10 protein-coding genes are annotated in these 14,910 nt (G+C 61.0%); 4 read left to right on the plus strand and 6 right to left on the minus strand.

The annotated features are described in order from the left end of the window. Positions 1-980: signal recognition particle-docking protein FtsY (gene ftsY, locus BMG07_RS23355; protein WP_269759323.1), on the plus strand; the 980-nt coding region annotated here is incomplete at its 5' end. Here the strand turns inward: ftsY and BMG07_RS23360 are convergent. Then, positions 962-2,812, minus strand: a complete 1,851-nt coding sequence (locus BMG07_RS23360) for a hybrid sensor histidine kinase/response regulator (protein WP_198086545.1) — start codon at positions 2,810-2,812, stop codon at positions 962-964. The two genes, ftsY and BMG07_RS23360, sit on opposite strands and share 19 nt — an antisense overlap. Positions 2,813-2,823: 11 nt before the next feature. Beyond that, positions 2,824-3,546, minus strand: coding sequence for a response regulator transcription factor (locus tag BMG07_RS23365; protein ID WP_198086546.1), 723 nt, complete (start codon positions 3,544-3,546; stop codon positions 2,824-2,826). Positions 3,547-3,731: 185 nt separating this feature from the next. On the opposite strand from BMG07_RS23365, the gene BMG07_RS23370 reads away from it, so the two are divergent. Together BMG07_RS23370 and BMG07_RS23380 are read left to right on the plus strand one after the other, a co-directional pair. Beyond that, positions 3,732-4,223, plus strand: a complete 492-nt coding sequence (locus BMG07_RS23370) for a DUF962 domain-containing protein (protein ID WP_198086547.1) — start codon at positions 3,732-3,734, stop codon at positions 4,221-4,223. 615 nt (positions 4,224-4,838) lie between these two features. Beyond that, entirely contained in the window at positions 4,839-6,170 is a 1,332-nt protein-coding gene (locus BMG07_RS23380; protein ID WP_269759324.1) for a hypothetical protein, read from the plus strand. A gap of 551 nt (positions 6,171-6,721) precedes the next feature. On the opposite strand, the gene BMG07_RS23385 is transcribed toward BMG07_RS23380, so the two are convergent. The 4 genes from BMG07_RS23385 to BMG07_RS23400 form a co-directional block, all read right to left on the minus strand. Then, entirely contained in the window at positions 6,722-7,048 is a 327-nt protein-coding gene (locus BMG07_RS23385) for a hypothetical protein (protein ID WP_198086550.1), read from the minus strand. A 5-nt stretch (positions 7,049-7,053) separates the two neighbouring features. After that, on the minus strand, positions 7,054-10,050 hold the full coding sequence (locus BMG07_RS23390; RefSeq protein WP_307867055.1) for a VPA1262 family protein: 2,997 nt from the start codon (positions 10,048-10,050) through the stop codon (positions 7,054-7,056). 289 nt (positions 10,051-10,339) lie between these two features. Further along, the gene (locus tag BMG07_RS23395; protein WP_198086552.1) at positions 10,340-12,295 is read right to left on the minus strand and encodes a hypothetical protein; all 1,956 of its coding nucleotides are present in this window, start codon (positions 12,293-12,295) and stop codon (positions 10,340-10,342) included. Positions 12,296-12,464: 169 nt separating this feature from the next. Then, positions 12,465-13,700: a hypothetical protein gene (locus tag BMG07_RS23400; protein ID WP_198086553.1), complete on the minus strand. Its 1,236-nt coding sequence runs from the start codon at positions 13,698-13,700 to the stop codon at positions 12,465-12,467. Between the two features lie 326 nt (positions 13,701-14,026). Between BMG07_RS23400 and BMG07_RS23405 the strand changes: the two genes are divergently transcribed. Further along, the gene (locus BMG07_RS23405; protein ID WP_198086554.1) at positions 14,027-14,827 is read left to right on the plus strand and encodes a hypothetical protein; all 801 of its coding nucleotides are present in this window, start codon (positions 14,027-14,029) and stop codon (positions 14,825-14,827) included. Positions 14,828-14,910: the final 83 nt, after the last annotated feature.

Raw genomic sequence — 14,910 nt, forward strand, 5'->3', positions numbered from 1 at the left:
CCGTGTTCGTTGCGCCGCCCCCGCCGGCCCCGGTGCCCGCACCTGCGCCCGCTCCTGTCGTCGCGGCCCCCGTCGCCCCCGAGCGCAAGAGCTGGCTCGACAAGCTCAAGACCGGCCTGCGCAAGACCGGCACCGGCATCCAGGCCGTGTTCGTCAACGCGCAGATCGACGACGCGCTCTATGAAGAGCTCGAATCCGCGCTGCTGATGGCCGACACCGGCGTCAAGGCGACCGAATACCTGCTCGACGACCTGCGCGGCCGCGTCAAGCGCCAGATGGCCACCGACGCCGCCCAGGTCAAGGTGCTGCTGGCCGAGGCCGTGGCCGACCTGCTCAAGCCGCTCGAAAAGCCGCTGGTCATCGGCCAGTACACGCCCACCGTCATCATGGTGGCCGGCGTGAACGGCGCGGGCAAGACCACCTCCATCGGCAAGCTCACCAAGCACCTGGCCAACGAAGGCGCCTCGGTGCTGCTGGCCGCGGCCGACACCTTCCGGGCGGCGGCGCGCGAGCAGTTGCTGGTCTGGGCCGACCGCAACACGGTCGAGATCGTGAGCCAGGAAGGCGGCGACCCCTCGGCCGTGAGCTTCGACGCGGTGAACGCCGGCAAGGCGCGCGGCAAGGACGTGGTGCTGGTCGACACGGCCGGCCGCCTGCCGACGCAGCTGCACCTGATGGACGAGCTCAAGAAGATCAAGCGCGTGGTCACCAAGGCCGACGCCACCGCGCCGCACGAGGTGCTGCTGGTGATCGACGGCAACACCGGCCAGAACGCGCTCGCGCAGGTCAAGGCCTTCGACGAGACACTGGGCCTCACCGGCCTGGTCGTGACCAAGCTCGACGGCACGGCCAAGGGCGGCGTGCTGTGCGCCATTGCGCGCGAGCGGCCGATTCCGGTGTACTTCATCGGCGTGGGCGAAAAGCTCGAAGACCTCGAGACCTTCAGCGCCCGCGAGTTCGCTCAGGCGCTGCTCGGGTAGGCAGAAGAAACAGAAGCAGCGCCACGGGCCGCGCTGACTTCGGCCATCGCCTGCAGCAGCGCGTCGGCCACCACGGGCTTGAACAGCACCGGAACGCCGGACTCCCTGACCCGCTGCAGCCGCTCGGGCGAAGTCTCGCCGGTCACCAGCAGCAACGGCGTCGCGGCCGAGCCGTCGTCCGGGCCGCTGCGGCTGAGCCGCAGGCCCGCGTCGAGCCCGTCGGCGCCGTCGGCCAGCCGGTAGTCGCACAGCAGCAGGTCGAAGGGCCGGCCCTGGCGCCGGGCGTCCTGCAAGGCGGCCGCCGCATCGGCCTCGTCCACCACGGCATGGGCGTCGATGGCATGGGAGCGCAGCAGGCCCGTCATGGCCTCGCGGATCTCGAGTTCGTCGTCCAGCAGCAGCACGCGCCCCGGCAACACCAGCCCGGCGCGGCCCGACCTGTCGGATGAGCCGGCCATGGCGGCCGCGTACTGTCTGGCCGGCGGCACGCGCGCCGGCGCGGCGATGGACGGCAGCACCACGCGAAAGTGCGTGCCACGCCCCGGGCGCGAATGCATCTGCACCGGATGCCCCAGCAGGCGCGACAGCCGCTGCACGATCGACAGGCCGATGCCCAGCCCCCGCGAGCGGTCGCGGCCCGGGTTGTCGACCTGGTAGAACTCCTCGAAGATCCGGCTCGACTGCTCGGGCGCGATGCCGATGCCGCTGTCGCGCACCTCGATCCACACGGCGTCGCCGCGCTCGCGCGCCGTCACGGTCACGCCGCCGCGCCCGGTGTACTTGAGCGCGTTGTCCATCAGGTTCGACAGCATGCGGTGCAGCAGCTGCGGGTCGCTGTGCACCCACAGGCCGCTGGCGCGCACGCGCAGCTGCAGCTGCTTCTGTTCGGCGCGCGCCGCGAAGGTGTGGTTGAGCGGCAGGAACAGCGCGTCGAGCTGCACCGGCTGCAGCACCGGGGTGATCACGCCGGCGTCCAGGCGCGAGATGTCGAGCATGGTGTCCAGCGAGGCGCCCAGCGCGTTCACGGCGCGCATCAGGCGCTCGGCATTGCGGCCTTCGGGGCGGCCGCGCAGCTCGTTCTCCAGCGCCGCGCCGAACAGCGCGATGGCGTGCAGCGGCTGGCGCAGGTCGTGGCTGGCGGTGCCGAGGAAGCGGGTCTTTTCTTCGCTGGCACGCTCGGTGGCGGCGATCTGCTCGCCCAGCCGGGCGGCGAGCGCCTCGTTCTCGAAGCGCAGCATGAGCGACTCGGTCAGCAGCCTGTGCTGGCCGACGCCGGCGTGCAGCGTCAGCAGCAGGTAGGCCGCGCCGGCGGCCGCCAGGAACAGGTGCAGCCCGTCGCCCTGCCACGCCAGCGCGGTGATCATGCCCAGCGACATCGGCATGGTGTAGCCGAACAGCGCCGACTTCAGCGGCCAGAGCGACTGCGCCGCCCGCGCGCCGCTGCCGACGATGACGGCCATCAGCAGCGAGGTCATGGGCAGGTTGTCGTGCGGCACGATGAGCCAGGGCACCACCGCCGTGACCATGCTCACGAGCGTGACCATGCGCGAGATCTTGCGCGCCCAGTAGGCGCTTTCGCGCGCGGGCCTGGCCGGCGTCCAGCGCGGCGTGAGGAGCACGTAGACGTCCGCCGTCAGCAGCCCGGCCAGCCAGAACAGCAGGCTCGGGTCTTTCAGCTGCGAATAGATGATGGCGCCGAACACCACCACGAACGCCATGTGCGTGAGCGTCGAGGGGATGTAGGTGCTGTAGACCGAGGCGACGTGCTCGCGCAGCACGCGCTGGCCGAGCGCGAGGTCGGCGGACGGATCTTTCGACGCCTGGCCCGGCACGTTCGTTCAGTTCAATGCAGGGTGCTGATGAGCTGGGCGCGCGAGCGCATGCCGAACAGCAGCAGGATGGTCGAGACGTGGTTCTTCACCGTGCCTTCGCTGAGGTTGGCGAGCTGGGCGATTTCCTTGTTGGCCTTGCCTTCGAGCACCCACTGCAGCACCTGCATCTGGCGCGGCGTGAGCTCCTGCCAGGCGCTGGCGTGCGCGAACTCCGCATAGCCCGAGAGCGAGCGCGACGCCGCGGACGGCGGGGGCATTTCGCCCGCGCCGGGCGTGCCGGGGTCGAGCAGCCCGCAGGCGCGGATGAAGCTCACCACCTCTTTCAGGTCGGCCGATTTCGGCAGGAAGGCGCTGGCGCCCAGCGCGAGCACGCCCTGCGCCAGCGTGCTGTTGCCGGTGCCCGAGAGCACCACGATGCGGGCGGCGGGAAAGCGCTGGCGGAAGTCGGAAAGGCCGCTCAGGCCGCGCGTGTCGGGCAGCGCGAGGTCGAGCAGCACGAGGCCGATCGAGGCCTGGTGGGTTTCGTACAGGGTGAGCGCCTCGGCGACGGTGCCGGCCTCGAACACCTCGATGTTCGCGCCGGACGAGCTCGCCTGCGCCTGCACCAGCGCGCAGACGCCCAGGCGCAGCAGGTCGTGGTCGTCCACGACGAGGATCGCGGTGGGTGCGCGGGCGGGAGCGCCAGCCTCGGCGGCCGGGCGCAGGGGCGTGGGTGAGGAGTCGAAGGAAGCCACGCGTTTGATCTTAGCGGCGCAACGGCGCGCCGACAGTGCCCAAAGTCATGCATTGCCGCGTGCCTGTAGCTCTTTATGCTGCATTTTTGATAGCAAACCTGCATGGGAGCCGCGCTTGCCATCGGGCTTTTCTGTGGGCACCATCGAAGTTCCGCCGCATCGAACGGCGCCCACGGAGACACGCCATGACGCACACCGCCGCCGCCCCGCTCGAAACGAGCGACCGCAAGGTCGACCGGCTGCTCGCCCACTACGAGGAAAGCCACCGCAACCCGACCAACGAGCTGATCCATTTCGTGGCCATTCCGGCCATCATGCTGAGCATCGTCGGGCTGCTGTTCGCCCTGCACCCCTGGGTGGCGTACGCTTTCGTGGGCGCCAGCCTCGTGTACTACGCCCTGCTGCGGGCGCCGGCCTTCCTGCTGGCCATGGCCGTGCTGACCGCCATTGCCGTGGCGCTGGTGCACGCGATGGGCGGCCTTGTATTGCCGGTTTCAGCCGCTATCTTTGTAGTGGCCTGGGTCTTTCAGTTCGTGGGCCACAAGCTGGAAGGCAAGAAGCCTTCGTTCTTCGAAGACATCCAATATCTCTGGGTCGGCCCGCTGTTCGTTCTGTCGAAGCTGTTTCTAAGGCTAGGCCTGCTGTCGAGTCTCACCGACTCTAGAACTCGAAGTTGACCTAAATCAAGCAGTTACGCTCAAGCCCTTCATGGCGGCCTGAACTCACGAATCACTGACTCTTGAATTTTGGTGAAAGCTGCTCTCTGAGGACTGAATTCTCGGTATCCAGAAGAGAGGGAGGAGCAGACCCGCGTCGGTCGGAGGGGGCAACTTCCCATTAAGCCATGGGCACAAATCGCAGCCCAAAATCATCCCCATCGCCTTAGGTCCACCCAAAATCCTTCTCCAGACCGATCGAGCAGAAAATCTTCGCGCATCCGTGTGACACAAGTCGGCATTGACTCACGGCCCTCATAGATCAATAAGTATTTGATTTAAAACAAGATTATCGCACTTGGAATGCAACGAGGAACTCCGGCGTTACTGAATTACCAGTAAACTGCGCAGTGTGACATCCGATAGGAGCTCCTCACATGGCAGACCTAGTAGCTGAGATCCTGAAACGCCACGGGCCTTGCCTAACAGGCCAAGTCGCCGCAATCCTAGTAGCTGAGCACGGTCACACGCCTACGGCGGCTCGTCAGCGCGTGACACGACGCTCCAGTGCCGTCAAAACATTGAGAGGGCTCCAATTTCCACGAAACGCCAGTTTCGTGTATCTGGAAGGTCAGTATGGTCGCCGCCAGTTCTGGCAGAACCTGTCGCTCGCCCTTGGAGACGGCGTTTATGCCCGCGCAATCACCGCACTGCATGATCGAGGCGGCATCATGCCGACCGCGCATTTCGGCATCGCGTGCGGCGCCCCACTGGTACAGCAGCGCCAAGTTTCGGCCGACGAAGTGCGCACGCGTATGGTGGCAGTGGGTCTTTTTTCAAGAAGTGAACATAGATGGCACTGGCGCCTGCGTCTCTTTCGCCAGAGGAATGGAATACCTCGAAGTGCCGGCCAATCAGATGAAAGCCCGGCTGATCACGGAATCTATCGTTCTGAGTGCGCTCAAAAACTGGGCACGCAATGTTGGATTTGGCAGCTACAACCGCTTCGAACTTCGAACTGCGACCATGGACCAGCCTCGCATCGGTCCTTACCAGTGGGACATCGCGGCGCCGTCCTACGTTGGCGGGTTGTCCACTCGGGGCGTCGGTGAGAGCAAGGCCAAACCGGGCTTCATCGCTTTTGACGTGCTGTTAGGTGTGGAGATAAACGACCGAAGCCTGGCGCCATTTATTCACAAGTGCATAACGCTGCGCAGTCTAAAAAACATTGGCCGTTGCATGCAGTTTTTTGTGGTCGACCGCATGACGCCCGAGGCCCTACGCCTAGGGAGGAGTTACGGCGTGCTGCCAGTGACGACCGCAACTCTATTCGGCCAAGATGTCGCGGAGGCCCTACGCAATCTAACGGCAGTCTTGATCGGTGCCGCTCGCGCATCGGTTGACCCTCTACAACTTCAAAATCTCTTTGCGAAGCTGGAAAAAATTGAAGGTGCGACTAATACTCTACGCGGGGCGTTGTTCGAATTCATCGCGGCCGAACTAGCCCGACGAGAGTTTCGAGGCAACGTCGAGATGAACAGGAAGTATCGTCGCGGCGGCTTGGATTTGGCCGAGATCGACGTCTTGATTGTTGTCCCAAACCAGGTTGTTCACTTCATCGAATGCAAGGGCTATCTGCCGGGCCGAACAGTTCCCCATGCGGAAGTTGAGAAGTGGTTGCACAAGCGTGTGCCCGAGCTTTTCAAGTTGGCAAACGAACACCCCGACTGGAAAAATCTCGATTACCGATTCGAACTCTGGACTACAGGAGAACTTTCACCCGAATCGAGGACGTTGATCCAGAACCTGCAGAACTCGGTACGACCTGAAAAATACGTCATCGAAATCCGTACTGCTCGTGACATCGAAGCCATGGCAGTACGTACCCAAGACGCAGGCTTGGTTCATCTCTTGCGGAATCATTTCCTCGCTCATCCCTTGGCCGGCTACTGGCAAGCGACGAATTGACACTGGAAGAGCTACGGGCTTTGGACGATGAAGCGACTGCGGCAGGGGCAACGCACACAGAACACAGCCCCGTCCCACTCGACCTTGGCAAACTGATCCAACTCCCGGCTTCAAGCACGTCCGAAGCCACGGCCAATGCAGGGCAGTCCTACGACGAACAACCGGCGATGAGCAAAGGGAAACAAGTCACCCCCCTTGCTGCCGCCCTTCCTCGCATCGCCGGGGTTTTGCCGAGCCCGCAAGCGACCCCCGACGCTGGCTCGCAGTGAGGCAGCAAGGAAACAGACTGCGTCGCTAAAACTGCCCAATGGGTCAGCACTCAGCATGCTGGCACTGCCGGAAGAAAAACGGTAGTAGCCCTCTTCGATGAACCGCGACAACCGAGTCGCCGCGACAGTGAAGGTCTCATACGACCCTCTCGACCCTGAGCGCCTCCTAGCCTCCTGTTCGGGATCAGGCTGACCGCTACGCGGGCCAACCAAGAGCCAAGGGGGACTTGAGCGGAAGGAGCACAGGCAAACCTGATTGTTCTGAGCCCACCGCTGAACCGGCTATTGAGGTTTGTTTTTCGACTGGTTGCTTGAGGCCAGAAGCTCATCCACTTGGTCCAAGACCGCAGCGAGCTCACCCTGCTTGCCGGGGCCCTCCGATCGCCATTCGTCCATCGGTCTGACCATCGCAAGCTCACGAGCATCCAACGAGAGCTTCTCCAATTCCAGGTCGGTTATGCCGCGCTCGCCCAGATAGTACTGTCCCCATCGGGTAAAGGTCAGGATCCACATCGAGACCGCCAGCGCGTCGTCCCACCGTGCCCAGTCTGAAGTGCTGGCGAGTGGCTGTTGCACGATCCGCCGCGGCCGCTTCAAAAGCGCGCGCATCGACTTCAGGCTGCTCTGTTGTCGTTCGGGACTGCTGCAAGCGAAGAGGAACGCAGTGATGTTGGTCGTCTGGCCTTCACGTGCTCGGTCAAACAGCCGCGCTGGTGCTTCAGTTCTGGACTCAGCAAAGTTGCCAGCTCCTGAACCCAGATCTCGCAGGCATCGTCAGAGTTGGCGCGGCCACTCCGCAGCAAGGGAAAAACCACATCCCGGAACAGCCACGGCTCAGCCCAGGCCAGTTTCTTCATGTGCCCGCGCATTGAGTCGACCAAGAGCTGGAATTCGTCCGCAGCGATCGCTGCAGGCAGCGCCTCATGCAGCGCTGCAATCAAGCCGTTGTAAATCTCCGCCTTCTCCGGGTTCCCTGCTGCGCGATTAACCATCCAACCGAGAGCTTGCACCCGCTCCGGGTACGAAAATGCGGCGACCAGCTGCAGAGTGGTAGCAAGCCCTCCAGACTTTTCCAGCTGTTGCTCGATCGCATTCAACCCCATCCATTGCAGCAGCCCGTTTCTGCTGCGAACGAGGCGGTTCCTTTGCCCCTCGCCAATGTCGAACAGCACCGACAGCGAAATTTCGCTGACGATTTGGCTCAACAGGGACAGTCGCACCACGTCCGGGCCACGTGGCTCGATTGGCACCTCAGCCATTTGGGCCTCAGCAATCCGCAGCAGATCATCCGAGGCATACCACCACAAAATCTTGATGGCGAAGTACTCCGCCCAATTCAGGGCTGCGTACTTTGTCGGATGGTGCCAGTGCTGTGGGCGGTAGGAACTGTGTAGCAAGGCATCTACCGGCGCTCGAAAGAACCAGGCGTCCATCACCGCCCAGTCCTTGTCCACCTCGTCATGGGCACGATTGAGCGCTGCCTCAAGAAACCGTCCGAGGAACTGCAAGAAGCGATGCTCGGATTCAAGTTGGCGAAGGCGGCGGTCTCCGGAGTGTGAGTGCGCGAGCACCTCGCCGATCACCTCCCAACTCAGCTTAAAGTCCTCGAAGTCTTCCGCCTGGTGGTCCAGGCAATTGCGCAAGCCTCTTTCGTCGGGCAGCGTCAGCGAGGCATCTTTAAGCAGACCGAGCGCCGCCATCCTTTCCTTCAGCGGATTGCCGCTCAAACCTCGGAGTGACGGTTCACCGGCCCAGATGCCTAGCACGTCACCTGCTTGGGCCTTCTCAAGAAAGCGCAAAGGTTCGTACCGTCGCGGCACTGTCGGCGACGTCGCAGAGTCGAATAGAGGTCGAATGGAGGGGTTCTTGGACTCGCCTTCGGCCTGCGCGGCCTTCGCCTCCCGCATCAACCCGGCCTTGTATGGCTCAACCTGAAGAAGAACATCCGCGGGGATTGAGGTGACCAGCAAAGGGTAGTTCTCGGCGGCTTTCTGAAACGAGTTGGACAAGTTGAAACCTGCGACCGGTAGTCCGTCCTGTCCCATGATCAGGATGTAGCGATCATGCAATCGGCCATCCTTCAGGCCGTAGATGCGCAGCTTGATCCGTTTCAGGAGGTGGCGGTTGTGCTCGCAACTATCGATCAGGTTGTCGATGCCGTCACGGGCGGGTTTGTTGGATTCGCCCAGAGTGGCCTCGTCTTTCTCAGTTGGCTTGGGTAGAGACCTGAAGACGATGTAATCGGCTTCCGAGGCCGCACAGAGCAATACGAGACCCAAGCCCACGGCCTCAAAGTACGGATCGAAAATAACGACCTGGTGCTGCTTGTACTTCGTAAGCAACGCCCTGAACCACTCCACGAACTGGAGCCGACCCTCGCCGCCGCTTGGGCCCCAGCGCAAAAAGAACCGCCCTTCCGATTTCAGAGGATGCAGTCGCGCAAAAAGCAATACGAGATCGCGGTTGGCCGGGACCCAAGGGTCCGCTTCACGTCCGCTGATGCGATTGGTAAATCCCAGATTGCTGCGGTTGATCCTCAAGGCTGCTTTCACCCGTGTCGATGCGGATGGCCGAGCAGCTTTCTCCAGCCAATCGAACTTGACGGGGGTGCCCTCGTGACCACCTATATGGCTCTGAAGCTCAATTTCACGAAAGTACCCTACGCGCCACCGGCAGCAAAGCAAACCCTTGCGGAAATCGCCGCTATGGAAACCGAAGATCTCCAGTTCCGTGCTGTCGGTCATTGCATGTAGCTGTTCGCCCAACTCGAACTTGCACTCGAACGCGCCTTCTGCATCGCGTTCTGCCGTGGCCACACTCGAGAACACGATTTGGTCGTCATTCGCAATGTTTAGGTGAAACTGAAAGCCGCTGAAATGCGGGACCTGCATTGGATTGAAACGAGCGACCAAGGCGTGCGGGGCATCGGTCCAACTCACGCTTAGCAAATGCTGCTCCCGGTCGTCCAGCGCAGGAAAGACGAGCAGTTCGAAGTCGCCAAACCGAGCGATATCAGTTCCCCCGAAGTCCAGACCGGTATCCGCGTTGAGGTGCTTGACCACCATCGCGGTCATGGCGACGTCGTAGTCCTGCCCCAAGCGAAACAGCGCCTCCTTGTCGGTTCGAGTGATTGAGGCGCTGAACGCCCCGGCTGCACCATGCGGGCTGGAAGACGAACGCCGGTTATGCGCGTCGCGGTTGAGCAGATAGGCGACGGGTCGGTAGACCAAGCCACTGCCAGCCAGCGCAGTAGATCCAAATCGTGTTTTCAGCTGATCCGACAGCCCGAGCTCGAGTTCTTCGCTCACTGCCGAGACGGTTCGGCCAGCGCTCAGTTGCCGCAGGAGTTCCGCGCAGCGCGCGCTCTTGACGTACAAGTTGAGCCGGACAACCTGTGCCAGTTTTCCCCCGAAAGCCTCAAAGTCATCGTCATCGCTAGCAGACCAGCGGTCGCTGGAATGGCTATAGGGCAGCAGACGACCGTAGACCACGCGATTTTCAATCGATTGCTCGGACTTTACTTGCAAGATCCACAGTTGCAGCGCGCAGTGGCGGGCGTCCTTCGAAAACAGCCGCGCCAGCCGGCCATCGTTGAGCAAGTCATCTAGCACGGGAGCCATCGAATTCTTTCAGCACCTTTCTGCATTTTTCATATTTGCGCCAACGTCGAAATGAGCCGATTTGGAGATATGCAATCTCATAGGGCACCGAGCGCTCCGGCTCCAAACCCACGCGCGTCGAGGGCATGCTCATGATCTGATGGCGCACTCGATTGTCGGCGCGATGACTCGAAGCGGAGTCGGTGCCAACACACTCTCTCACTATGCGCTGAAGAAACTTCAGCTCGTGACGAAAAATCGGCGTGGCGAAAGGCCCAAGACCGCGTGGAACAATCGTCAGTCAGGTCGATGCCTGAGAGCCGAACATCTGGTCGAGCATCTGGTCGAACGGGAGATCTTTGGCCTTGGCCTTCTTGCGCCAGCTGTCGATGTAGTCCGGGATTGACTTAGGCAGCGGAATCATTTCGCTGGAAAACCTCTCGTTTGCGGCGCGACAGGCATTGCTCAGGCTCGCGTAGCCCACTTTGTCCGCGAACGCCAGGGCGCTGTCGAGCATCCGTTGGTGTTGGATCCTGATTAGCGCCCATTTGTGCTTCTGCCGCATTAACTCAAAGAACTCCTGCGTGCCCCGCAGCGAGAAGTCCTTTTCGGCTCGGTAGGCGCCAGGATCTTCGAGAATGACCCGCTGCCTCAGCATCAACATCATGCGGCCATAGTCGCGCATGATCGCGAGGAGGTCGTCTTCGGCGGGAAGCGCTCGCGTCGGAAGTCCTCGCAGATCGAGGACGTCTGGCATGAAGAAATCGAAATCAAGCCCGACGAACCGGGACATCACGTCGGTGGCCATACGCCATATGCCCAAGCGGTGGAGGCTGCTTCGAGCGATGACGAGTCGTTCCTCCTTGTTGAACGACATCAAGTAGTTCTCGCCAAGGCTGAAAGCGATGAACTCGAGGAGGTGCTCAGGCGTCAGCTCAAGCTCGATCTTGGGGCGCCCGATCGTCATCAGACCAAAGTCGTCGTTCGTCTTGACGAAGGGATTGAGATCGAACTCCGTGTACAGCGCAGCGCGGCAAGGGGATGACGCGAGCGCAGCAAGAACCTCCTGCATCGCAGAGGCGAGGTGATGCGCGCGAGCAATCAGAATCATCTTCCCGAGTAGGCTCTTGAACATCAGCGTGCAAAGGCCTCCGGTGTGCACGATGGCCATGCCCAAGAACCTAATCATGGCGTCGACAGCGCGTCTTGTCTTGAACCTGTTGTCGCAATGAACGAGTAGCCATAGGCATTCGCCCACGTTCTCAGCAACCTGCGCGGCATTGAAGACTGTCGGCGTCGAAGCGAGGCTCTGCAGGAAGTGGTCGTAGAGAAGCCTCTGCACCGCGAACGGGTTCTTAGCACATGGAAAGTCGGCGAGGTATGCATCGACGACGTCCAAGTCCGCCGAGGTTGCCTTTTCCGCGACCTTCTCAATCGCCGCTTGCCGGGCCGCGCGATAAGCATCGATAGGCTCTGCGAGTTGCCTAAGCTGGCGCTCCATGATGAACACTGGTGTTCGCTCCATCAGCGTAGCGAGCGAAAACATGTTGTCCAAGAAGACCGGCCCGAAGGGCACATCGAACTTTTTGTAATCGAGGGTGGATTCGGCGATCTGAAAGTTGATTGAATGCTCGTGCGAATAGGCCTTCCCGTTGTTGCCGGTCATCGGCTGCTCCCACGCAGGAAAGGCCGACATGATTTGGTTGCCGCGCACCTGGATGCGGACCTTGATGGATGCAAAGGGATCGTCGATGGACGCGTACCCGTAGAGCACCGTTGCCGGCTGCTCGGCCGTCGGAGACGTCGAGTCCTCTCGGTCAATGTTCAGCAAGGCTTCGCCAATGGCCCCGAGGATGTCTTCCTCTGTGTAGCTGGTCGGGAAAAGCGTCTTCCAGAGGTAGCCGGACTTATAGTAGTTGTCCGGCGACCGTGTGATGCCGGCAGCCGCTTTAGTGAACAGTCGCCTCGGAATCTTCAGGGTGATGACTCCGTTCTGAAGCTCCCGCGCGAAGTACCACGCATCGTGGACGCCGACCTGGAACTGCAGCAGGTGCACGGTCTTCGGGTGTAAGGCTGCGAATTTTTCCCAACCCTGGTAGGTGTGCAGCCCTCCAGACAAAACGACCTCGTGGCCTCGCCCGTCGGCTGACTTGACGGTACGCACCGCCGTGTCGCCCCACACGATGTGCCGAAACGCTTCCTCGCTCAACTCGTACTGGCCGGCGTCGCCAAACTTCATGGGGAAGGTCGTGGTCATTTGCTTCGATCAAGCTGTGGGTATTGGGCCAGCGACGCACCAAACGCGTCGCCGACGATGTCAACGCGGACCACCTCGCATGTCTCATGTCGCCGAAAGCCGCGAGTGCTGTTCGATGAACACGCTGATCACGTCAAGAAAACGGGAGCCCGCCTTTCAAGACTGAAGGTCAGGCAGCAACAGACTCCAGGATCGTGGTTAGCGTGCTGCCGTCTATTGGTGGTAAGGCGTAGCCGTTGCGTAGTTTGTTCACAGCGGCGAGCAGAAATTCTCGTTCCGTTGCCGAGTCCCAGAAACCCACCACTTCTGAGTGCGACACCGCCTCGTCGAGTGCTGGAACTCGTTGGCCTCTCCACTGGCCTGGAAACACGGTTCCACTCAAGCCTGCCAAGCCGACCTCCACGTAGAACGGCGGCTGGGCGCCCTGCGAGAGGCATTGTGCAAAGGCCTTCTGAAGGAACTGCTCCCAATCCTTAATGATGCGGGCGTAGGAAATTATTACCTGATCCTCGACAGAGCCGGTGACAACGAGACTGAAGCTCCAGATCTCGCCCGAGTCTTGAAAGTACTGAGACACCACGCCAGCGACGTCCTCCTCCATGGGATGGGCCCAAACTTGCGCAACACCATCGGCATTCGGCCCGTGCCAGCCGGCCCCTGTGTATCCCAGAGTCGCTAGGTTTTCGATCTGTGCTCGGTTTGGCGGCCCGGCCTTCCATGCGGCAGGGACCAGACGTGCGTACGATTTTGTTCCTTCGGGGACAGACCAATTTCGGACCGTCGGGGAGGTGGCATCACGGTGAGAAAACGCCTCGCTCTTTGCAAGCCACGTGGCAGTCGACTCCGCTCCTATCGGCTTGAGCCGGAAGGTGACCTCTGCGCCAGCCGCCGCAAGGACAGCCGGCAAATTGGCCGCTACTGCGCCAGCCAGCGCCTTCACCAACTTCTTCTTCTGAACCTTTCGTTCTTTGTCGCTCGCTCCGGGCGCTAATTCATACGACACTGCGCCGCGGCGGTGCCGTAGATCGAATGGAAGATTCTCCGGCCTGCCACCGAAATGCGTGTTCGCAACGGTAATGAGCGCCTTGTGACCCAACGTGCTCAGGGCATACCCGAGCTCAATCATCACATTTGGGTTAGCCAGCTCCTTCCCACCTACCGTTGAACCGACAGGAGTGACATCGGCGACAAACAGGGTCGCCTCTTCAACTTTCTTGAAAATGGTAGCGGCGATTTCAACTAACCCCGGTTCGCCCTTTGTGTCATGGTCGATCTCCGGCCTATTGGCCGGGTCCAGCCCAAGATCCTTAGCGGCAAGGGACGCGGCCTCAACCAAAGCCTCCCGCACAAAGGCATTATTTACATCAGCGGGCAAATCACTTTGCCATGACCAGAAGATCTTCACACCAGCTCCTTTTACCGTTTCATCACAGAGAATTGGCATCGTAGACGGGTTACTAGGTCCTGAGAAAGTACGTCCGCTTCTGGCCGATAGTACCTATTTGCGCGAGCCCTTCGAATGCCGGAAATCGCGGCAAAGCAGCCATCAGCCCCCGACGCACTTTACATACCCCGCCACGAGCCGAAAACCCGATCCCGGAACTTCCCAAAGCCGGAGGCTGTGTAGGTAGGATGGCGTGTGAAGTGGCGATGGCTTGCAAGTGGATGGCGTCGCTCCGCTCGTCTCTTAGGCCTCCACCAACCTGCCACTATGCACCAGGGAAATCGCTCATGACTCCAAAGGAAGTTCGCATCGCATTGTCGGAGGGCCTGAGCTCGTGGCTCACGTTCGAGCATCATGCTGGCCGCGAAGAACTTTTCGGCGAACGCTACCTGGCGCTTCCAATCGGACAGATCTTGCAACGCTGTATGAGCGGGAAGGTTACAGGGGAGAGTAACCATCCTATTCTGACCACACCCGGGAAGACGGGTCGTCCGCCACAGCTTGACTTCATTGTCACAGACGCTACAGCAAAAGTGGTCCTAGCTGTCGAGAGCAAATGGGCGGCACACGCTGGAGTATCTGTTGCCGATGTTCTCTGGGACTGCATTCGGTTGGAGCTGGCCGCGGATTACTACAAGTGTGATGCGATCTTTATCCTCGCCGGCACAAGGAAGCAAGTTGACGCCGTTCTAAAGTCGCGATCCTTCAGCACAAAAAACAGCCGTTTGGAGCCGACGTATGTGCTCAATTTGCACGGATTGGGCAAGCACTCGGTGAAGATTAATTCGTTCGAGGGTGCCTACAGCGTGCCACTTCACAAGATATTGCGAACATACCCCAGCGTTAGTTGGCCCAGTGAACTCGTTTGCGGTAGCGGAACGCAAGTTCCGAAGCAGGCGTCGGCGGGCTCGTACACGGCGGTGGTGTGGCATATAGCGCCGGCGGGCAATGCAAAGCGACGCCCGTTCATTGCGTTGTCTGAAAACAAGGCAACAGAGCGAAGGAAACGGGTCGTCGACTCGATAGGGATCAGGTTGGCAGCCAAAAGGGCTGCGGCAAAAAAGCTACAGCAAAAGTCTCGCGAGTGACGGCGATTGCTGCTAAGACGACAGCCACAAGGAATGCCGCCCCGAAGAATCCCTAGGTCTAGCGCCGAGCAAGAAGATCTAGT

This window comes from Variovorax sp. E3 (assembly GCF_016082275.1).
In the GTDB taxonomy this organism is placed as follows: Bacteria; Pseudomonadota; Gammaproteobacteria; order Burkholderiales; family Burkholderiaceae_C; genus Variovorax.